At 35.9% G+C, this 22,303-nt stretch carries 20 protein-coding genes; all 20 read left to right on the top strand.

Annotation, left to right across the window (positions count from 1 at the left end):
- Positions 1 to 2 precede the first annotated feature (2 nt).
- On the top strand, positions 3 to 1,463 hold the full coding sequence (locus CPHY_RS14420; RefSeq protein ID WP_012200807.1) for an aminoacyl-histidine dipeptidase: 1,461 nt from the start codon (positions 3 to 5) through the stop codon (positions 1,461 to 1,463).
- 335 nt (positions 1,464 to 1,798) lie between these two features.
- Complete coding sequence (locus tag CPHY_RS20915; protein WP_012200806.1) at positions 1,799 to 3,073, top strand: LCP family protein; 1,275 nt, start codon at positions 1,799 to 1,801, stop codon at positions 3,071 to 3,073.
- A 369-nt stretch (positions 3,074 to 3,442) separates the two neighbouring features.
- Positions 3,443 to 4,873 (top strand): LCP family protein, encoded by a 1,431-nt coding sequence (locus CPHY_RS20910; protein ID WP_012200805.1) that lies wholly within the window; start codon positions 3,443 to 3,445, stop codon positions 4,871 to 4,873.
- Positions 4,874 to 4,895: 22 nt separating this feature from the next.
- Positions 4,896 to 5,699: a GTP pyrophosphokinase gene (locus tag CPHY_RS14405; RefSeq protein WP_012200804.1), complete on the top strand. Its 804-nt coding sequence runs from the start codon at positions 4,896 to 4,898 to the stop codon at positions 5,697 to 5,699.
- An 89-nt stretch (positions 5,700 to 5,788) separates the two neighbouring features.
- Positions 5,789 to 7,249, top strand: coding sequence for an RsmF rRNA methyltransferase first C-terminal domain-containing protein (locus CPHY_RS14400; RefSeq protein WP_041704505.1), 1,461 nt, complete (start codon positions 5,789 to 5,791; stop codon positions 7,247 to 7,249).
- A gap of 21 nt (positions 7,250 to 7,270) precedes the next feature.
- A complete protein-coding gene (locus CPHY_RS14395) occupies positions 7,271 to 7,993 on the top strand; it encodes a pseudouridine synthase (protein ID WP_012200802.1) in 723 nt (240 codons plus the stop codon).
- Positions 7,994 to 8,100: 107 nt separating this feature from the next.
- On the top strand, positions 8,101 to 8,772 hold the full coding sequence (locus CPHY_RS14390; RefSeq protein WP_012200801.1) for an HAD family hydrolase: 672 nt from the start codon (positions 8,101 to 8,103) through the stop codon (positions 8,770 to 8,772).
- Positions 8,773 to 8,857: 85 nt separating this feature from the next.
- Positions 8,858 to 9,847 (top strand): RluA family pseudouridine synthase, encoded by a 990-nt coding sequence (locus tag CPHY_RS14385; protein WP_041703705.1) that lies wholly within the window; start codon positions 8,858 to 8,860, stop codon positions 9,845 to 9,847.
- A gap of 23 nt (positions 9,848 to 9,870) precedes the next feature.
- Positions 9,871 to 10,407, top strand: a complete 537-nt coding sequence (locus tag CPHY_RS14380; protein ID WP_012200799.1) for a Holliday junction resolvase RecU — start codon at positions 9,871 to 9,873, stop codon at positions 10,405 to 10,407.
- Between the two features lie 166 nt (positions 10,408 to 10,573).
- The gene (gene hisZ / locus CPHY_RS14375) at positions 10,574 to 11,830 is read left to right on the top strand and encodes an ATP phosphoribosyltransferase regulatory subunit (protein WP_012200798.1); all 1,257 of its coding nucleotides are present in this window, start codon (positions 10,574 to 10,576) and stop codon (positions 11,828 to 11,830) included.
- Positions 11,831 to 11,839: 9 nt separating this feature from the next.
- Positions 11,840 to 12,487, top strand: a complete 648-nt coding sequence (gene hisG / locus CPHY_RS14370) for an ATP phosphoribosyltransferase (RefSeq protein WP_012200797.1) — start codon at positions 11,840 to 11,842, stop codon at positions 12,485 to 12,487.
- A 77-nt stretch (positions 12,488 to 12,564) separates the two neighbouring features.
- Positions 12,565 to 13,866, top strand: a complete 1,302-nt coding sequence (gene hisD / locus CPHY_RS14365) for a histidinol dehydrogenase (protein ID WP_041703704.1) — start codon at positions 12,565 to 12,567, stop codon at positions 13,864 to 13,866.
- Positions 13,867 to 13,956: 90 nt separating this feature from the next.
- Positions 13,957 to 14,547, top strand: coding sequence for an imidazoleglycerol-phosphate dehydratase HisB (hisB, locus tag CPHY_RS14360; protein WP_012200795.1), 591 nt, complete (start codon positions 13,957 to 13,959; stop codon positions 14,545 to 14,547).
- A 36-nt stretch (positions 14,548 to 14,583) separates the two neighbouring features.
- The gene (gene hisA, locus CPHY_RS14355) at positions 14,584 to 15,303 is read left to right on the top strand and encodes a 1-(5-phosphoribosyl)-5-[(5-phosphoribosylamino)methylideneamino]imidazole-4-carboxamide isomerase (protein WP_012200794.1); all 720 of its coding nucleotides are present in this window, start codon (positions 14,584 to 14,586) and stop codon (positions 15,301 to 15,303) included.
- 116 nt (positions 15,304 to 15,419) lie between these two features.
- A complete protein-coding gene (gene hisIE / locus CPHY_RS21315; protein WP_157668729.1) occupies positions 15,420 to 16,694 on the top strand; it encodes a bifunctional phosphoribosyl-AMP cyclohydrolase/phosphoribosyl-ATP diphosphatase HisIE in 1,275 nt (424 codons plus the stop codon).
- 154 nt (positions 16,695 to 16,848) lie between these two features.
- Positions 16,849 to 16,995 (top strand): hypothetical protein, encoded by a 147-nt coding sequence (locus CPHY_RS21775; RefSeq protein ID WP_157668728.1) that lies wholly within the window; start codon positions 16,849 to 16,851, stop codon positions 16,993 to 16,995.
- Between the two features lie 269 nt (positions 16,996 to 17,264).
- On the top strand, positions 17,265 to 19,538 hold the full coding sequence (locus CPHY_RS14345) for a glycoside hydrolase family protein (protein ID WP_012200792.1): 2,274 nt from the start codon (positions 17,265 to 17,267) through the stop codon (positions 19,536 to 19,538).
- Positions 19,539 to 19,790: 252 nt separating this feature from the next.
- Positions 19,791 to 20,171 carry a rubrerythrin family protein gene (locus CPHY_RS14340; protein WP_012200791.1) on the top strand — a complete coding sequence of 127 codons (381 nt, stop codon included), beginning with the start codon at positions 19,791 to 19,793 and terminating at the stop codon, positions 20,169 to 20,171.
- Between the two features lie 439 nt (positions 20,172 to 20,610).
- Complete coding sequence (locus CPHY_RS14335) at positions 20,611 to 21,588, top strand: biotin--[acetyl-CoA-carboxylase] ligase (RefSeq protein ID WP_012200790.1); 978 nt, start codon at positions 20,611 to 20,613, stop codon at positions 21,586 to 21,588.
- A gap of 230 nt (positions 21,589 to 21,818) precedes the next feature.
- Complete coding sequence (gene rimP, locus CPHY_RS14330; protein ID WP_012200789.1) at positions 21,819 to 22,286, top strand: ribosome maturation factor RimP; 468 nt, start codon at positions 21,819 to 21,821, stop codon at positions 22,284 to 22,286.
- Positions 22,287 to 22,303 lie beyond the last annotated feature (17 nt).

Genomic DNA, 22,303 nt, shown 5'->3' with positions numbered 1-22,303 from the left:
CAATGGAAGGTGTTTATCAACAGTTATCCAGTATGGATTATAAAAATGTGTTAAAATATTTTGTAGAAATCTCAGCGGTACCAAGAGGGTCGGGACACAATGAAAAAATCAGTGAGTATCTTGTGAATTTTGCAAAGGATCATAATTTAAAGTATGTTCAAGATGAAACATTGAATGTTATTATCTATAAAGAAGCAACACCAGGTTATGAAAACCATACTCCGGTTGTGATTCAGGGACACATGGACATGGTTTGTTTAAAGGCAGAAGATAGTAATCATGACTTTTTAACCGAGGGGTTAGAGCTTATCGTAGAAGGAAATAGTATTCGTGCGAACAAGACGACGCTTGGCGGAGATAATGGAATTGCGATAGCATTTGGTCTTGCGTTATTATCCGATGAGAATTTAGAACATCCAGCCTTAGAAGTGTTAATTACAACGGATGAAGAAACTGGTATGGATGGTGCAAAAGCACTAAATCCTGACCATTTAAAGGGCCGTTATATGATTAACGTGGATTCTGAAGAAGAAGGTACTGTATTAGTTGGTTGTGCAGGTGGTCTTAGATTTTATGCTGAACTTCCACTTAACTTTACCGAGAAGGAAGGTAAGAGGGTAAAGCTTGTAATACGTGGTTTAAAGGGTGGTCACTCTGGAGCAGAAATTCATAACAACCGAACCAATGCAACCATACTGTTAGCGAGAGCTATCATGGAATTAAAAGAAAAATATGATTTCCTTCTTTGTGATATGAAGGGTGGAGATAAAGACAATGCAATTCCTAGCCTTGCACAAGCAGAAGCTATTGTTTCAGCGGAAGAAGTAGATGCATTTGTAGCATCAGTAAAGGAATTAGAAGAAAAGTATCAGAAGGAATTACTCGCTTCGGAACCAAATGTAAAGTTCGAATGTCAGATTTTTGAAGAAGAAAAAGCAAAGGTAATACACCCAAGTTCTATGATGAAAGTATTATTTGCTATTTTACAAGCTCCTAATGGAGTTCAGGTAATGAGTTCTGAGATAGCTGGTCTTGTTGAAAGTTCCTTAAACCTTGGAATCTTTGCAATAGAAGATGATTTGGCTATATTCCATTATTCAGTACGAAGCGGTAAGAGCAGTTATAAATACTTTATTAGTGATAAACTTAGCTTTATGTTTGGTTTCTTGGGTGCGGAATATGAAAGTAATGCTGATTATCCTGCATGGGAGTATAAAAAGGATTCAAAACTTAGAGATTTATTTTTGAATGTACACAAGGAACTATTTAATAAAGATGCTGAAGTAATGTCCATCCATGCTGGCCTTGAATGTGGATTAATTAGTGAAAAGATTCCTGATATGGATATTATTTCAATTGGACCGGACATGAAAGATATTCATACACCTATGGAACAATTGGATATTCCATCCACCATTCGTGTTTATCAAACAGTAGAAAAATTATTACAAAAGATGAAATAAAAATAATAAAACACCACTAAATACACATCGGTGAGGCTGCTTTCCCTATTATTGAAGACGGATTTGTTTCTGTTTTTTAAGTAGGGAGCAGCTTTTTGATTGGGAAATTTGCTTGGGGACAGGGCTTATATAGAACGGTTTACATAGCAATAGTTCAGAGTTTATTAATATTTGCCATAAAATCTTAACTTTACAATTTAGAATAAATGTCGTATTATGGGTTAGCCAATATTTTTTCTTATGATAAAATAGATAGGACGAAAATAGACTAAAATTTGACATAATATAGCTTTATTAAGAAACATTCGTTGATTGAAAGGGAACAGGGGAATAAAATGAAAGACGAAGATGCTAAAACAAGAGGTCAATATAATAGTAATGATACGGTAGATGATTATTTTCCGGATCGATTTGAGATGCCCGATGAACTCGAGTCGCAAGATGATTTTTTTAGTGAAATAAGCGAATCATTAAAGCAACAGGTAAACGAGGAATTGGTTCAAGAGGCAGGGGGGACTACAGAAGAGATGGGGAATAACAAAAATAATAAAAAGAACAACAGGAAAAAAGTACTGACAATAACCTTTTCTATCTTAGGTGCATTAACGCTTGTGATAGGTCTAATCGTTGGAACACCAGCAGGTCGTAAACTAATCTATAATGCAGTAGGCGGTTATGTGTCAGGTCGTATAGATAATGTAGATTCTGAGAATAAAAAACCAAGTAATATTTTTGGAGATAATAAGGATGATGATATTGAAAATACAGATCCTAATCTAAGAAAAGAAAAATATGTTGCAAACTTTTTAATTTCTGGTATTGAAGAAATCGGTGGTGGCGGACGTACCGACTCCATGATGATAGTATCTGTCAATAAAAAAGATAATACAATAAAGTTAACTTCAATCATGAGAGATTGTTACGTGGAGATACCTGGACATAGTCCTAATAAGCTTAATGCAGCTTATAGCCTTGGTGGAATGGATTTGTTGGTAGATACGATACAACAAAACTTTAAAATAAAGATTGATGGCTATGCAACGGTTAATTTTAATGCCTTTGAAAGCATTGTTGATATTTTAGGTGGTGTTGATATTGAACTTGGCTCAGCAGAAGCAAATTATTTAAATACTACGAACTATATTTCAAATCCAGCTTATCGTAAAGTAAGGACTGGTATGAACCACTTAAATGGAAATCAGGCTCTTGGATATTCACGTGTAAGAAAAGTAGTAACACTTGGCGGAGCAAATAATGACTTTGGTAGAACCCTTCGTCAGCGTCGTGTATTAAATGCAATTTTCGAGGAATATAAATCAAAGAATTTATTTGAATTAATGTCAATTATGGATCAGGTATTACCTTTTGTTAAAACTGATTTATCTGGTTCTGAAATTTCCGATTTATTGCAGGCTGTTGTTGAAAATAGAATATTTACAATTGAAAACCATCGTATTCCTGCAAATGAGTATTATACTGCAGCAAGAAACGAGCGTGGTGCTGTTTTAATTTTAGATTTTGAAGCTAATATTAAAGAATTGTACCGTGTTATCTTCTTAGATGAAGAAGTAACACCTACACCAGAAGTTCTTATTGATATTCCAAACTAGATTTTTGATGCAACTTGTGTAAGTTAAAATAAACCTCTTTCGTTAGATTTTTTGTCTAACAAAAGGGGCTTATTTTTTGCCAGAGTGCGGCTAGTTTGAAAGCCGTTACCCCACTCCTTTTTCATTCATGACAAGGAAAAGTTCGTGAAGCGTACTTTTTCTTGTATAAAAAATATAGGACAAACAGACAAAAATATGGTATACTAATAGCATGCTTAAAATTGGAATAACGAAGGATGATATTTAAATTTATAGGAGTATAGTGTTAAAAATCAAGGATTGTTTCACACATTGAAGGTGAGACAAATCAATATGCAAATATTGTGCTGGCGCCCAAATTCAAAGGTGGTGCCAAAATAGGAGATTTGTATGAAAAGAAAAACGGACATACCCTGGGAGGAATTTGACCCATCAAGTGATGAGGAGTTTCAAAGAAACCTAGAGAAAGCTTTCTTTGAGGACGAACCGGAAGAACAGATTGCGATTGAATTTGCATCAAGTGATGAGAGTGAATATGATAATTTTGAGCTTTATGAAAAAGCAGTACATAGCATAGTCAATCAAGAGTTGATGGATGCAGAGGAAGAGGTGAAGCAGTCTGACAAATTAAATTGCGAAGAGGAAGAGATTATATCAGAGATTACAAGATCATTAGCGAAGCAAATTGATCCAGAATTAGCAGTAGAAGAAACTATGGAATCACCTTTAGAGGAAGAGAAATCAAAGGAAGCCTTAAGACGTAAGCGTTTGAAACAGATTGGATTACCGATCTTAATTACGCTTGGTGCACTATTGCTATCTGTATGCTTATTATTTTTTACAAAAGCAGGTCAAAGTTTATTAATTCGCCTTGGAGCAAATTTTGTAGCGAGCAAGGTTAAATATGATGATGGAAGTGGACATAAGGTGGAGACTATTCCGGAAATTACGGATGTTCCAACGAATGATGATATAGAAAAGAATGAAGAAGATGTACAATTAAGTGCAAATAACGGAACAGTTAGACATGAAGATTATGCTGTTAACATTCTGCTTCTTGGAGAAGAGGCAATTTTTTCTGGAAATTCCAGGGGACGTACTGATGTTATGATGATAGCAACACTAAATTCAAAAGAAAAATCCATTAAATTAACTTCGTTAATGAGGGATTTGTATGTTCAAATACCAGGCTATCAAGATGATAAGTTAAACGCAGCGTATGCAGTTGGAGGAATACCAATGTTATTCAATACGATTGAGTTAAACTTTGATTTAAAATTAGACGGGTATTGCCTCGTAGGGTTTGATGACTTTGAAAAGATTATTGATAAGTTAAATGGGATTGATATCACACTAACCTCTGCGGAGGCAAATTGGTTAAATACAACGAATTATATTTCGAATCCAAACAATCGAACCGTTACAGCTGGTCTTAATCATATGAATGGAAACCAGGCTCTTGGATTTTGTCGAATTAGAGATGTTGCTAGTGGAACGAATGAAAATAATGATTTTGGTAGAACTTCAAGGCATCGTACTGTATTGGATGCTATTTTTGAAAAATATAAATCATTAAATTATTGGGATTTGGCCATGCTAATGAATAGCTGTTTGCCAATGGTGACAACGGATTTGGATGCAAAAGATCTTGAAACTTATATACAGTTAGCAAAGGAAATTGGATTAACGAAGTTAGATCAACTACGCATCCCGGTCAACAGTGCGTATGAAGATGCGTATATTAGTAAAAAAAGTGTTATTATACCGAATTTGCAAAAAAATATAGAGGTACTACACACATTTATCTTTGGCTCTGAGTAATAAGGTATGAGGGGGGAACACTATGGAAATACAATTATGGAGAGAGATACTGGAACCATATGCTCTTGCAGTTGATGAGCTTATGGTAAAGTTTAATCATATTATTGAGGCATATCGAAAAGCAGGTATGTACTCTCCAATTGAGCAGGTTACTGGAAGAGTTAAGACCATCTCAAGTATTCTTGAGAAAGCTCAGAAAAAGTCAATAGAATTAGAAAATATCGAAGAAAAGATTGAGGATATCGCTGGTATTCGAATCATTTGTCAATTCGTTGATGATATTTACAAGGTAGTAGAATTAATAAAAAATCGAACGGATATGTCTATTGTTAGTGATAAGGACTATATTAAAAATAAAAAAGATAGTGGGTATCGAAGTTATCATATGATAATTTCCTATCATGTTGAAACGCTTTATGGTCCAAAAGAAATTCATGCGGAGATACAGATAAGAACGTTAGCGATGAATTTCTGGGCTACCGTTGAACATTCCCTGCAATATAAGTACAAGCAAAATATGCCAGATAACTTACGTCAGAGACTTCACAAAGCAGCGGATGCAATCGTAACATTAGACGATGAGATGTCCTCTGTACGTGGCGAAATTATGGATGCTCAAAACTCCTTTAACATTCGTGCGAATATTGTGGCAGATATTCTGACAAACATACAGAATCTATACAAGGTAGCAAACAAAAGAGAAGTCGTAAAGATTCAGGATGAATTTTTCCGAATTTATGAAAGTGAAGACTTAAAACAGTTGGAGCGTTTTAATAAGGAGCTTGATATTATCTCCGAAGGTTATCGGGCACAGAGCTTACGATAAAAAGATTTAAGGAGCCTTTGGCATTTTGTTTTGCCTAAGGCTCATCATATTAATAGGATATTATATAAGAAAGGTTACAATACATGAATATAAGATTACCGGAAGATTTTAAAAAAAGAATGCAGGAGATGCTTTCAGACGAATATGAAGCATATGAAAAATGCTATGAGGAAAAGCACCGTGGAGGACTGCGTATCAATACACTAAAGCTAAAGAATGAAGAATTTGAAAAAATAAGTCCTTACGAAATAAAACAAGTTCCATTTATTCCAAATGGCTATTATTATCAGGAGAAAGAGCAGCCGGCAAGACACCCGTATTATTTTGGAGGTCTTTACTATATTCAGGAACCAAGCGCAATGACTCCGGCAAGCTTACTTCCAGTAGAACCAGGTGATAAGGTATTAGACTTATGTGCAGCTCCTGGTGGAAAAAGTACAGAATTAGCTGCAAAGCTACAAGGAAAGGGTGTTCTAGTATCCAATGATATCAGTAATTCAAGAGCAAAAGCACTTCTGAAAAATATTGAATTGTTTGGAGTTAGAAATCCGGTTGTGATAAGTGAGGCTCCAGCAAAGTTAGTTAATACATTTACTGGTTATTTTGATAAGATATTAGTGGATGCTCCGTGTTCTGGAGAGGGAATGTTCCGAAAGAGCCCATCCATTATAAAAAACTGGGAACAGTATGGTGTAGACTATTATAATAAATTGCAAAAAGAAATTATTCTATTGGCTGTAAAGATGCTAAAGCCAGGCGGATATCTGCTGTATTCCACCTGTACTTTCTCGACAGAAGAGAATGAAGGCACCATCAAATTTTTACTTGAAGAAGAGCCTGATATGGAGATTGTACCAGCTATCTGGAATTCTTTAGAGAATCAGCCTGACTATCCACTTCGAGGAGAAGATAAAGACCGATTAGAAAATATGAAGAATCGAAACAATGTTTCTTATAAAGGATTTGATTTTGGAAAACCAGAATGGGTAGATGGACCAAAGGAACTTGTTCATACGTTACGTTTATGGCCACAAAGAATCGAAGGGGAGGGACATTATGTTGCTCTGCTTCGTAAGAAAGAAACTGCTCCAAGCAGTATCCATGAGCCTTACCAAATTCCTGCAAAAGAAACAAAACAAATCTCAGAAGAGGCAAAGGAATTCTTTCAAAAGATTAACTTTCCAATTGATATCAACCGAATTACGGTAAGAGAGGATCGTTTATATCTTTTACCAGAGGACTTAGTGGATTTAAAAGGACTTCGTATCTTACGCTCAGGTTTATTATTAGGTGAAATGAAAAAAAATCGTTTTGAACCAAGCCAAGCTCTAGCTAGCGCACTGAAAGCTTCAGAATACGATAATATCTATAACCTCTCTTCCAAAGATGAGGATGTGATTCGTTATCTTAAGTGTGAATCAATTGAGATAAAGAAAGAATGTAAAGATGGATGGTTATTAGTTTGCGTAGATGGTTATCCACTTGGATTTGGTAAGTATAGTAAAGGGAACTTTAAGAATAAGTATTTGCCAGGTTGGCGTTGGATGTAAATACAGAGGCTGGAGGAAGTAATGAGTAAATCAAATTCGATGCTAAGACTGGATAAATACCTTGCGGATTTATCGGTTGGAACTAGAACAGAAGTAAAGCAGATGATACGAAAGGGCAGAGTAATGGTAAATGGGAATACCGAAACTTCGCCAGAAACTAAGGTTGATAGTAATCATGATAAAATCTTCGTTGATAGCAGGGAGTTATCCTATGTTACTTTGGAGTATTTTATGTTAAATAAGCCTGCTGGAGTGGTATCTGCTTCGAATGATAAAAAACAGACTACAGTCGTTGATTTAATTGATGAGGCAAAGAGAAAAGATCTTTTTCCAGTAGGACGCTTAGATAAGGATACAGAGGGACTTTTAATTATTACCAATGATGGTGATTTAGCTCATCAGCTATTGAGTCCTAAAAAACATGTTGATAAAGTTTATTTTGCAAAACTTCGGGACCCTCTTAAAAAAGAAGACGAAGAAGCATTTGCAGCTGGACTTAAAATAGACGAGGAGTTTACCGCTTTGCCGGCGAAGTTAGAGCGTATTTCAGAGCAAGAAGCATATGTAACGATACGGGAAGGTAAATTTCATCAAATAAAGCGAATGTTTGAAGCGACCAGGAATGAGGTTATCTATTTGAAACGAATTTCGATGGGAAGTCTTGTCCTTGATGAGAGCCTTTCTCTTGGCGAATATCGTGAGCTTACCGAAGAAGAAATTGAAGCGTTGCGTGAGAATAGATAACAGAAATTTATAGTGGTGCAAAAAAAATGCATACTTACTGAGTTGGCATGATTACAAGTGTGAAAATCAAGATATTTCACACTAATTGCGACAGAATGGAGATTATTGTGCTAAAGAATATAAATGCATGTATTTTTGATTTAGATGGAACATTGGTAGACTCCATGTGGATGTGGGAGGCTATTGATGTGGAATACTTAAGTAGATTTGGGATTGAGTTACCGGAAGGTCTACAACGAGAAATTGAAGGAATGAGTTTTTCTGAAACTGCAATCTATTTTAAAGAACGATTTCAGTTAGAACCTTCTGTAGAAGAAATTAAGGACACTTGGAACGAGATGGCATATGAGAAATATTCAAAGGAAGTTCCATTAAAACAAGGGGCACTTAAATTTTTACAATACTTAAAAGAAAATAATATAAAAACAGGAATTGCAACAAGTAATTCTAAGGAACTTGCTAGTGCAGTACTAAAGGAACTTAATGTGGAACAGTATTTTGATGCGATTCATACTTCTTGTGAGGTTGCGAAGGGTAAACCATCGCCAGATATTTATCTGTTTGTTGCAGAGAAACTTGCTGTAAAACCAGAAAACTGTCTAGTTTTTGAAGATATTCCTCAAGGAATATTAGCAGGAAAAAATGCTGGTATGAAAGTTTGTGCTGTTTGGGATGAGTTTTCTGTATCGATTGAGGAAGAGAAGAAGAGATTAGCAGATTATTTTATAAAATCATTTGATGAGATAATTCCAGCGGATGTGAACGATTTCATAGGGTAGATTACGTGTTTCACACGTATGAAATCGGCGCTAGATGCCCATTACTAATGGCCATCTATATAATATAGTAAAGGATGTTAATAAAGTGAGAGAAATCACCATAGTACAAAATGAGGCAGGTCAAAGACTGGATAAGTTCTTAGCAAAATATCTTAATAAAGCGCCTAAGAGTTTTTTTTATAAAATGCTTCGAAAGAAAAATATTACCTTGAATGGAAAAAAGGCAGAAGGAGCAGAAAAACTTATAGAGGGGGATATCGTTCGTCTTTTCCTAGCAGAGGAGACAATAGAAAGCTTCAAAGAATCTTATCAGCTTGATGCTAAGGTGAATCAAAGAGCTGTAAAACTAGATGTTTTATACGAAGATTCTCATGTAGTTATTATTAATAAACCGATTGGTATGTTATCACAACGTGCAAAAGAATCCGATGTATCATTGGTTGAGCTATTAATTGCTTATCTTTTAGAGATGGGGAGTTTGACAAAAGAGGAGTTATCGACATTTAAACCATCGGTATGCAATCGATTAGACCGAAATACCAGCGGGATAGTAATTGCCGGTAAAAGCTTACTAGGACTTCAGGAGATGTCAGCAAAGCTACAGGATCGTAGTCTTCATAAATATTATCGCTGTATTGTCAAAGGAACGATGACTAAGGGTGCTCGAATCAATGGATATCTGGCTAAAGACGAGAAGACGAATAAAGTAAGGATTACTACGAATGATCCTAACGATGGTGAAAGTTCCTACATTGAGACTGAATATCAACCGATATTAAGTAAGAACGGATATACACTCTTAGAGGTATTATTAATCACCGGTAAGACTCATCAGATTCGTGCTCACTTAAGTAGCATTGGGCATCCGATTATTGGTGATACGAAATATGGTGATGAAACGCTGAATAAAAAAATGCAAAAACAGTATGGCTTAAGTCATCAGTTACTTCACTCTTACCGATTAGAGTTTCCTAATCTTCCTAAAGAGCTAGAGAAATTAAGTAATCAAAAGATAATAGCACCATATCCTAAATTATTCAAAAACTTAGAGAAAAGTTTATTTAGCGATAACTAGGGTGCAAAAAGGAGGGGAAATAAGTGCCATCATGGAATTCGAGAGGGCTTCGTGGATCTGCGCTAGAAGAGTTAATTAATCTGACATTAGAGAAATATCGTGAGAATCAATTAGCGTTAATTCAAAAGGTACCAACTCCGATTACACCAATTCAGATTGATAAAGAAAAACGTCATATAACACTTGCTTATTTTGAACAAAAAAGTACAGTCGATTATATTGGAGCGGTTCAGGGAATACCGGTTTGTTTTGATGCGAAGGAATGTGCGGTGGATACTTTTTCCCTGCAAAATATCCATGAACATCAGGTGAAGTTTATGGAGGACTTTGAACTACAAGGTGGAATCTCTTTTATTTTAATTTATTTTTCAAAAAAAGATGAATTCTATTATTTACGTTTTGGGGAACTTATGGGATTTTGGAATCGAAAGCTATCTGGAGGAAGGAAGAGTTTCCGAAAAGAGGAGCTTTGCGAGGATTTTTATATGAGAAGACATAGTGGAGTATTCGTTCCATTTTTAGAGCTGTTACAAAAAGATTTGTTGGAAAGAGAGGATTAAGACTCTCTGCCAAAGTCTGTCTGTGACAGCTCTTTTGCATATTCATGGTATTTATCGTAAGTTTATTCCATTGACATGATAGTGCATTTGCATTATAATAAATTAACTTCGTATGGTAGCGAATTATCACGTTACCACGATAAAGTGCTATGAAAGAAGGATTTTTATGGATAGATTATTACACACCCCAGAGGGTGTTCGTGATATTTATAACTCTGAGTTTGCAAAGAAAAAGATGCTAGAACAAGAGCTTAGTAAGCGCTTGGCACTGCATGGATTTCATGAGATACAAACCCCGATGTTTGAGTTTTTTGATATTTTTAGCAAAGAACGTGGAAGTGTAAGTGGTAAAGAGATGTATAAGTTTTTTGATAGGGAAGGTAATACCTTAGTACTTCGCCCAGATATCACACCATCCATAGCACGCTGCGTTGCTAAATACTATAAGACAGAAGAGATGCCAATACGTTTAAGTTATTGTGGAAGCACTTTTATTAATAGTAGCAGTTACCAGGGGAAATTAAAGGAAACTACTCAGTTAGGAGCAGAATTAATTAATGATGCAAGTATAGAAGCGGATGCTGAGATGATTGCATTGACGGTAGAATGCTTAAAATGTGCCGGTTTAAAAGAGTTTCAAGTAGAAATAGGTCAAGCTGACTTCTTTCTCGGAATTGTAGAAGAAGCAGGATTTGATGAAGATGAAACCGAACAGTTACGTATTCTGATTGAAAATAAGAATTTATTTGGTGTGGAAGAACTAATTAGTGGAAAGAAGTTAGAAAAACCTGTAAAGAGTGTTATTTTACAGTTAACTGACCTTTTTGGAACACTAGATAAAGTACTTGGTGTGAAGGAATCCATCCATAATGAACGTGCAAGAAATGCTTTAGAGCGTATGGAAAAACTATATGAATTATTAACACTCTATGGATATGAACAGTATATCACCTTTGATTTAGGAATGCTTAGTAAGTACAATTACTATACCGGAATTATTTTCAGAGCTTACACCTATGGAACCGGTGATGCGGTGATTACTGGAGGTCGTTATGATTCTTTGGTTTCGCAGTTTGGAAAGCAGGCACCAGCGATTGGTATGGCTGTTTTAATAGACCAACTTCTGACTGCACTAAGTAGGCAAAAACTATTAGGAGAGCCTGAATTAGAGAATACCTTGATTGTTTACGATTCTTCTTATATCGCAAATGCTGTGGCTCTTGCCAATCATTTTCGTGGACAGGAGATGAAGATTGAAATGTTGGCCCATGACGAAAGAAAAACGAGAGAGGATTATATAGCGTATGCAAATCGTATGAGTATTGGTGGTATTCTTGCATTATTTACCGAAGACGAGGTAGAGGTGATTCATGCAATCGATGGAACAGTACAAACGGTACCACTCAAAGGAATGTTATCCTAGGAGGTTATAGTGAAATATATTACAATAGCATTAGCAAAAGGTCGCCTTGCGAAAAAGGCGCTAGAGATATTAGAGCAGATTGGAATTACCTGTGATGAGATGAAGGATCCAACCTCTAGAAAATTAATATTTACGAATGAAGAGTTAAAACTTCGTTTTTTCTTAGCAAAAGCAAATGATGTTCCGACCTATGTAGAATATGGTGCTGCTGATATCGGAGTGGTTGGGAAAGACACCATTCTAGAAGAAGGAAGAAAGATGTACGAGGTTTTAGATTTAAATCTAGGCAAATGTCGTATGTGTATTGCTGGACCAGCGAGTGCGAAAGAACTTTTGCATCACGGTGAATTGATACGTGTAGCAACGAAATATCCGAATATTGCAAAAGATTATTTTTATAATAAGAAGCATCAAACAGTAGAAATAATAAAGTTGAATGGCTCGATAGAGTTAGCACCAATTGTTGGATTATCAGAAGTAATTGTAGATATCGTTGAGACAGGTTCTACATTAAAAGAAAATGGATTGGAAGTACTAGAAGAGATTTGTCCGTTATCCGCTCGTGTAGTAGTCAATCAAGTGAGTATGAAGATGGAACATGAAAGAATTACAAAGATGATTAATGACTTGAGAGAAGTACTTACGGAAGCTCAATAATGGAAGACTAAAAAAAGGTAGTAGCAAATTTGTATCTGCAGTTAAAGTTTGCAGGATATGGAGGCATGATTATTAATATGAGAATTATCGAATTAAATGAATCAACAAAAAATAATATATTGGAAAACCTACTAAAACGTAGTCCGAATCAATATAGAGAATATGAAGATCAAGTTGCTGGCATTATTAGTGATGTAAAAAAACGTGGCGATGAGGCTTTATTTGAATATAGTTTACGATTTGATAAAGCTACCATCACAAAGGAAACGATACGTGTAACGGAAGAAGAAATTGCGAAGGCATATGAACAGATACCACCATCAACGCTTGATGTTATCCGTAAGTCCATACATAACATTGAAGCTTATCACCAAAAACAAAAGCAATATAGCTGGTTTGACAGTGAGCCCAATGGTGTTATTCTTGGACAAAAGGTAACCGCAATCGATGCAGTAGGTGTTTATGTACCAGGAGGAAAGGCTGCATATCCATCTTCCGTATTAATGAATGTTTTACCTGCGAAAGTTGCTGGTGTCAGACGAATAGCTATGACAACACCACCAGGTGCTGATGGCAATGTAAATCCAGGTACCTTAGTTGCAGCGAAAGAGGCAGGGGTAACCGAAATCTATAAAGTGGGTGGGGCACAAGCAATCGCTGCACTTGCTTATGGAACGGATTCAATAAAAAAAGTAGATAAGATAGTTGGACCTGGTAACATCTATGTAGCGCTTGCAAAAAAAGCTGTATATGGAAATGTTAGCATTGATTCTATCGCTGGACCAAGCGAAATTCTTGTAATTGCTGATGAAACTGCTAATCCAAGATTTGTTGCGGCAGACCTTTTATCACAAGCTGAGCATGATGAGTTGGCTTCTTCTATTCTAATTACAACAAGTGAATCACTTGCTAAGAAAGTATCAGATGAGATAGATGGATTCTTAGAAGTTTTAAATCGTAGTGAAATCATTCGTGCTTCTTTAGATAACTATGGATATATTTTGGTTGCGAAAAACTTAAGTGAAGCTATTGATACAGCAAATGAGATAGCTTCTGAGCATCTTGAGATTATGACCAAGAATGCGTTTGAGGTAATGACAAAGATTAAGAATGCTGGTGCCATCTTTATTGGAGAATATTCTTCTGAGCCACTTGGAGATTATTTTGCAGGACCTAACCATGTACTACCAACGAATGGGACCGCAAAATTCTTCTCACCACTGAGTGTAGATGATTTTATTAAAAAGTCCAGTATCATTTCTTACTCAAGAGAAGCCCTTTTTCCTGTTTACGAGGATATTGTCACGTTTGCAAAGGCAGAAGGACTTACAGCTCATGCTAATTCAATATCAGTGAGATTTGAAAACGACGAAGTGTGAAGTGAATTTCCGCCTTTGGCGGCATACTCTTGTGTCTGCACTGCGACAACAAGTGATAGATTAGATAGCAGTGCAGAAATGAGGTTATTTATGAACCGCACAGCGAAAATTTCTAGAAAAACGAAAGAAACGGATATTACATTAGAGTTAAATCTGGATGGGACAGGGATAGCTGAGATAGAAACAGGGATTGGATTCTTAGATCATATGGTACAAAGCTTTGCAAAACATGGATTTTTTGACTTAACGATTAAAGTAAAGGGAGACCTTTATGTGGATTCTCATCATACCGTAGAGGATACTGGTATTGTTCTGGGGCAGGCAATCAAACAGGCACTAGATGAAAAAATAGGTATTCGTCGATATGGTTCTTTTTTGCTTCCTATGGATGAAACTTTGGTCTTATGTGCAATCGATTTATCTGGACGTCCGTATTTAAATTATCAGGCGCAATTAACCTGTGAAAAGTTAGGTTATATGGATACAGAGCTTGTAAAAGAATTCTTTTATGCTATCTCTTATAGTGCTGGCATGAATCTTCACATAAAACAAATGGATGGTAATAACAATCATCACATTGTAGAAGCTATGTTTAAAGCATTCGCAAAGGCACTAGATGAAGCGAGTGGTATTGACCCTAGGATACAAGGTGTATTATCCACTAAAGGAACTGTAGAATAAAATAGTTAGCCAAAAGACGGCAGATAGGAGACAACTATGAGATTATATCCAGCAATTGATATTCGGAATGGACAGTGTGTTAGATTGAGGCAAGGACAATTTCATGATGTAGAAGTGTATTCTCATGTTCCTGCTAACATAGCGATGCAGTGGGAAGGTCAAGGAGCAAGTTACATTCATATTGTAGATTTGGATGGTGCCTTAGCTGGTCATAGCGTGAATGATGAGGTGATAAAAGAAATCGTTCAGACTGTTTCAGTACCGATTCAGGTTGGAGGTGGTATCCGTACCATACAGGATATAGAACATAAGTTAAATCTCGGAGTAAACCGTGTTATTATTGGCACGAAAGCCGTGGAAAACCCGCAGTTTGTGAAAGAGATTATTTCTACCTTTGGAGCAGATAAAATAGTAATCGGAATCGATGCAAAAAATGGAATGGTAGCGATAGAAGGATGGGAGAAAGTTAGTAATTATAATGCAGTTTCTCTTGCCCTTGAGATGAAGGAGCTTGGGGTATCTACGATAGTTTATACGGACATTTCCAAGGATGGTATGCTGCAAGGACCTAACATAGAACACACGAAAGAGATGGTCGATTTAACTGGTCTTAACATTATTGCTTCGGGCGGAGTATCCTCAATGAAAGATTTAGAGGAGCTGGATAAAATAAAAGTATCTGGAGTAATTATTGGGAAAGCGTTATACGAACGAAGAATTGAACTCGAGAATGCGACCAGACTGTTCGAGCAGTAGCTTAGTCTTGACAAGTAAAATTAGCGGAGCATGCTTTTGCTTATACATGACAAGGAAACGAAGCGTACAAAGTTCACAAAGTGTACAAAGTGTACTTAGAAGAAAGAGAGAATTTTATGTATAAAAAAATTATTGCTAACATTAATGCAGAAAATGAGCTAGAGGATAGTGTAATAAAACGAGCTTTAGCTTATGAACAAAACGGTGCAGATGAAATATTTATCTATAACTATTCTATCTTAGAGAAAGAACGAGAAGAATTTCTATTAACTGTGAAAGCCATTGTGAAGAAGGTAGAGATACCAGTCATGATTGGATACCTCGCAAAGCGTTTTGAGGATATTAAAAAAGCATTCTATACTGGAGCTTCCAAGGTGGTACTGCCGTATTGTAAACTGACAGATATCTCAATCTTAAAAGAAGGCTCTGATCGTTTTGGTAAAGATAAAATCATCTTAGAGTTTGATGCGAGTGCTGAAAAAAATGACGGTATCTTACAGCGTGAAGAATTAAGGAAGGATATCCTTCCGTTAGGCATCGATGCGGTACTTATCAAACATGTCTACATGACAGAGAGCATCTTAGAAAAAATAGAGACAGCGCCGTTCCCAGTCTATATCAGAGACAGTTTGTTACGGAATGATATGGAAACCTTGATTAAAACAAAGAATGTGCTAGGTGTTGCAACTGATTATTATGAAAATAAGGACATCTATAAAATTAAGAGATTATTAAAAGATACGGGAATAGAAATGAATTCGTTTCGAAGTAATCTTCCATTTTCTGAATTTAAATTAAATGAACAAGGGTTAATCCCTGTCGTAACACAGGATTATAAAACCAAGGATGTTCTTATGGTTGCTTATATGAATGAAGAAGCATATGAAAAGACTTTAGAAACTGGACGTATGACATATTATTCTAGAAGCAGGCAAAGCCTATGGATTAAGGGTGAGACTTCAGGGAATTACCAGTATGTAAGAGCCTTAACCCTCGATTGTGATAAGGATACAATTTTAGCAATGGTACAACCACAAGGCCCAGCATGCCATACCGGAAATACAACTTGTTTCTTTCAAGAATTAGTGAAAAAGGAGTACGAAGAGTCAAACCCTTTATTAGTTTTACAGGATGTGTTTCAAGTAATATTAGACCGTAAAAAGAATCCAAAAGAAGGATCTTATACAAATTATCTGTTTGAAAAGGGAATTGATAAAATTCTTAAAAAATGCGGAGAAGAGGCTACAGAAATCGTGATTGCAGCTAAAAATCCAAATCCGGAAGAATTAAAATATGAAATTTCAGATTTTCTTTATCATATGATGGTGTTAATGGCAGAACGTGGTGTTGACTGGGACGATATTATCGGAGAGCTTTCTCATCGAAGATAATTCGATGATATGATATTATTAATAAGTATATAGTAGATAATAACTAGTGTTTACTCATAAGTTCTTCGCTTTTTCAATTTGCATCTTTTTACGGTTTATTGTATAATAAAATCAGTTTTGGTTAACGTAAGATTAAATTGAAGGAGGTAGAGCGATGGAAAATTTTATAGTCGAATTTCTACGAACCGCATTTAAGGTTATATTCCTTGCAGTACTTGCAACAGGTGGTTTATTTGTTGGTAAATCTATTCGTATCAATAAGAATAGGAAAGAGGCATCTATGTCTTCAGATAAGGAATAATAAGAGAGTTTAATTAGAGGAATTAGTTAATAGCTTTATGGAAAGTTGTAGAATTCATGAAATTCTATTACTTGACATAAGGCTATTTTTGTTTTAACTTGTGTCGGTGTGCAAAAAAACAGTAAAAACAACGTTATAGAGCAAGAATATTGCCATACATTAAAGAATTATTGTGATATAATACAAGCAATCAAAGTATCAATTCAGTATCAAAGTGAGCTGAAAACTACATAAGATGCTGTTTGTTTGGAAGGGAGAAGGACACACGTATGATTACACTAACCTTTGAAAAGATTTACTTAAAAGAACGCTTAGGGGAGCCATGCAGTATTGCGGTACCAATTGCTAAGGATAAGTTAAGAAATATTGAGGGTATCGTTGTTGCGAAAGACGGAATAGAAACCTTATCACAAACAAAAGTAACAAGTTATTGGGAGGATGGTTCCATCCGTTTCTTATTTGTTCGTTTCTTAGCAAATCTGCCAGGTAATCAAGGAACATCCTATGAATTATATCTAGATAGAACAGAATTCGAAGAAAGTAAAAATGGAAATAAGATAGAAAATTCAGTTCTAACCTATGAGAAGAAACCGAATGTTTTGTGCCTGACAAAGGATAAGGATTCTTTAAACTATACCATAGATACCGGCGAACTTACCTTTACGACTAAAACAGGACAGGGCAGTTTTCTAAAGGAATTAAAGTGTGGTGGAACCGTTTATGAAGAAAGCCAGTTTGGAATGCCACAACTTTATATAGAACATGAAGGAGCATGTGATTTTAAACTTCATGAGTTTCATGTAGTGGAGGAAGGGCCTGTATGTGTTACCTTAGAGGGTGAAGGAGAACATATATGGAAAGAGAAGTCTTACAGAGTAACAGTTCAATTGACTGCCTATGCAGGAAAACCATGGTTTGAAGTTTCTTATCGTTTATTTAACACTTCAAATGATGCTTTGCCAATTGAATCGCTACAATATGAAATCTTTGCAAATGGCAAAGAGAAAAATAAATTAGAGGTAAATCGTACTTGTGTAGCAACCTCAAATTACCGAACCAGTTATTTGGTAAGTGAAGAAGGAGAAACTGTATCTAAAAAAGTAGATGCTGAAGATTTGCTATATGAAGCAAATGAGCACATTGCGGAGGTGTTCTACGGAACCATGTTTGCGGATTATAACACATCAGAGGGTGGTGTTTGTGCTACGATCTATCAGGCACAGCAAAACTATCCGAAAGCAGTAGAGGCATCGAAGCAGGGAATTAAACTTAGTTTGGTTCCTGAGAATGCGACGAAGGTTATTATGCAATCTGGAATGGCTAGAGAGCAGAAATTCCTACTTCATTTTCACTCGAACGAAGAAGATTTAAAGGAATTAAATAATCGTAGTTTAATTTATCAGATGCCAGATCGTCCGCAATTAGACAGCAATGTTTACAGAGAGTCAGGAACATTTCATGACGTCTTTGTTGATAAAAAGATATCAAAGGTAGAACTCTCCTTAATTGCAAAAGCGGATAGTCATGCTAGATGCTATGGAATGTTAAATTGGGGGGATTCTCCGGATCCGGGTTATACTACGCAAGGACGCGGGGGCGGTTTACCGGTATGGACGAACAATGAATATGATTTTCCTCATGCTTGTGCACTTATGTATGTAAGGACTGGTACGAGACGTTTCCTAGACTATTTATTAGTGGCAGGTAGACATTGGATGGATGTGGATGTATGCCACTATAGCGACAATCCGTTATATTATGGAGGTCAATGGGAACATACGAACAACCATGTATTAAACAGTACAATTGTATGCAGTCATCAATGGGTCGAAGGATTAATCGATTATTATCATTTTACCGGGGATGAAGAAGCGTATAAAACGGCAATCGGAATCGGAGAGAATATCTTGCGTTTATTAGAAACACCAATGTTTCATAAAAAGGGTGAGATAAATGCGAGAGAAACAGGATGGGCGATGCGAAGCCTTGTGGCTCTATATAAGGAAACTCATGAAGAACGCTGGCTTTTGAAGTGTGACTGGATTGTAGGACATTTTGAAGATTGGGAGAAGGAATATGGACATTGGCTCTCTCCATATACAGATAATACTGCAATTCGAGTTGTCTTTATGATCTCTATCGCTGTTGGAAGTTTAATGAGATATTATCGCATTAGACCGAGTGAAAATATCAAAGGTATGATAATTCGAGCAGTAGATGATTTAATAGAGAACTGCTATATGGACAATGGTTTGTTCTATTACAAAGAGTTACCTAGTCTAAAACGACTTGGTAATAACACTATTATCTTAGAAGCATTAACAATATGTTATGAATTAACAGGAAATGAGAAATATCTTACCTATGGCTTAATGACATTTGAATCAGCTACGGACAACCAAAGTGCTACCTTAGGTGGCAGTAAAAAGATTGTAGGGGACAGTGTCATTGGGCCTGGACCAGGGACCAAGAACTTTGCACAAAGTTTTCTACCGTTAGTTTCTTATTATAAAGCAGCTACGGACACAGGAATTTTGTTTTAATTAAAATATTTATTTGCTTGTACTTTTTACTTCATATAAAGCCAGGTGAAATATACGATTAAAACCAAGTGAAATATACGATTAAAACCAAGTGAAAAATACGATTAAAACTAAGTAAAAAATATGCTGCACAAACGATTCCTTGTCATTAGTAAAAACATGTTATAATGTTACAAGTTTTGAAACTTAAACATAACCTTCTGTATTTTCGGTAATACTTTCAAAAGAGTATGGAATACAGGAGGTTTTTTTATGTCTGTTGAATTTAAGAATAGTGAAACCAAAGGTAATTTAATGAGAGCATTTGCCGGAGAGAGTCAAGCTAGAAATCGATATACCTTTTCTGGGAAACAAGCCAGAAAGCAAGAATATTACGTAATTGAACAAATATTTAATTTTACAGCGGATCAGGAATACGCTCATGCAAAATTATTTTATGAGCACTTAAGACCTTTTATGGGTGAGACAATCACAGTGGATGGAGGTTATCCAGTAGATTTGCAGGAAGACTATTGCGGATATGTTCATGAAGGAACAGAAGCACCAAAGGAATGTCCAAACTGTCATCATGGTCAAGGATTTTTTGTACGTCTTACATTGGCTCCGTATACAAAAGCAAGCGATGATAAGTAAAAAGTGTCTTAAGGTAAGAAGTAAAGTATTCTCATGTTTATGGTAACTTACAGTTATATATCTTATAGAACTTAATAAGATATATTTTATAATAACTAAATAGGATATATTTTATAATAACTAAATAGGATATATTTTATAATAACTAAATAAGATATATTTTATAATAACTAAATAGGATATATTTTATAATAACTAAATAGGATATATTTTATAATAACTAAATAGGATATATTTTATAATAACTAAATAGGATATATTTTATAATAACTAAATAGGATATATCTTATAATAACTTAATGGAATTTATCCTATAGTAACTTAAAGGATATATATCTAATATCTGATATCTGATGGTTGAATCCATTACTTAGATTCGCTATAATTAAGGTTAGAAAAAGAGGAGAACTCTTACTACCGATAGGAAACGAGGGATTGGATGTCAGTAAAACAAGAGGTACTTAAAACTTTAGAAGAAAATCGTGGAGAATTTTTTTCAGGTGAAGAGCTTGCGGGTAGATTACAAGTGTCAAGAGCAGCAGTGTGGAAAGCAATCAAAGCACTAGAAACCATGGGATATAAGATTAAAGCAGTGCCTAACAGGGGATATTGTTTGGCTACAGCCAGCGATGTATTATCTGTAGAAGGGATAAAGACCTTTCTTAATGAAGAAATGGAAAGTCTTAGCATTGAGGTCAGAGAAGTGACTGGTTCTACGAATCAAGATGCAAAAATGGCCTCTGCAAATGGAGCACCTCATGGAAGTGTCTTCGTTGCAAATGTTCAGACGAATGGGCGTGGAAGACGTGGTAGAAACTTTATTTCTTTGGAAGGTAGCAGTATCTACATGAGTATAATATTAAAGCCGCAGCTTACTGCCACGGATGCAATTTATATAACAACAGCCGCTTCAGTTGCGGTTTACCGCGCCATTAAAAAGGTGACGAAGAAAGAAACGCAGATTAAGTGGGTCAATGATTTGTATTATGAAGGGAAAAAGGTCTGTGGTATTTTGACAGAAGCAGTCACAGATTGTGAAACAGGACTTATTGACAGCATTATTCTTGGAATTGGCATTAATTTCAATATACAGATGGAACAGATTCCTTCTGAGTTAAAAGAGGTAGCTGGAGCACTTTATCATGGAGATACCGATGAAGTAAGTAGAAATCAGCTAATAGCAGAGATCCTATGTCAGGTGTTACAAATTTGTATGGATTCTGATAACAGAGAATTCTTAAAAGACTATCGGGAGAACTCGATGATACTTGGGAAGGAAATCAACATCTTAGGCTACAGTGAACCAAAGAAGGCAACTGCGATTGGGATTGAAGACAATGGAGGGTTGATCGTAGAATACGAAGATAAGAAAAGGGAAACCATTCATACTGGAGAAGTCAGTATCCGCCTAATCTAACAGTTCTGAAATAGTCCTTGCAATAATTTGGAATGAATGATATAATAAATCCGATGCAATGATATGATAATGACGGGAGTGGACGAAAGTCCACTCTTACTTTTTGCTGTGGGCCCCAGCGAATCTGGACCACATTTTGACCCACATTTTGACCCACATAGCGCCAAGTCAACACATCATTTGTCATGAAGAAGTATCAATATGGTAATAATAAAAAAGGAGGTGTCTTTATGACAAAGAGAGAGGAATATGAGTTAAAGGCGGAACAACTTCTTACACCGATTATGGAAGAAAATAATTTCGAATTGGTTGATGTGGAGTATGTAAAAGAGGTTGGTAATTGGTATTTACGTGCTTACATTGATAAGGAAGGCGGTATTACGGTAGATGATTGCGAGGTAGTCAGCAGACGATTCAGTGATTTGCTTGATGAGAAGGATTTTATTCCGGATGCCTATATTCTTGAGGTAAGTTCTCCAGGACTTGGTAGACAACTTAAAAAAGACAAGGATTTTAAACGCAGCCTTGGTGAAGAAGTTGAAATAAAGCTATATAAGGCAATTAACAAGCAAAAGGATTTTGAGGGAATTTTGACGGATTTTGATCAGGAAAAGCTGATAATAGAGCAGGCAGATGGAACAACCATGGAGTTTGCACGAGCAGACATCGCTATGGTAAGATTAGCGCTTGACTTTTAATCTTAAGGAGGAATTGT

Origin of the sequence: Lachnoclostridium phytofermentans ISDg (genome assembly GCF_000018685.1) — a bacterium.
GTDB lineage: Bacteria > Bacillota > Clostridia > Lachnospirales > Lachnospiraceae > Lachnoclostridium > Lachnoclostridium phytofermentans.
This window is presented reverse-complemented; position numbering and strand designations above follow the sequence as displayed.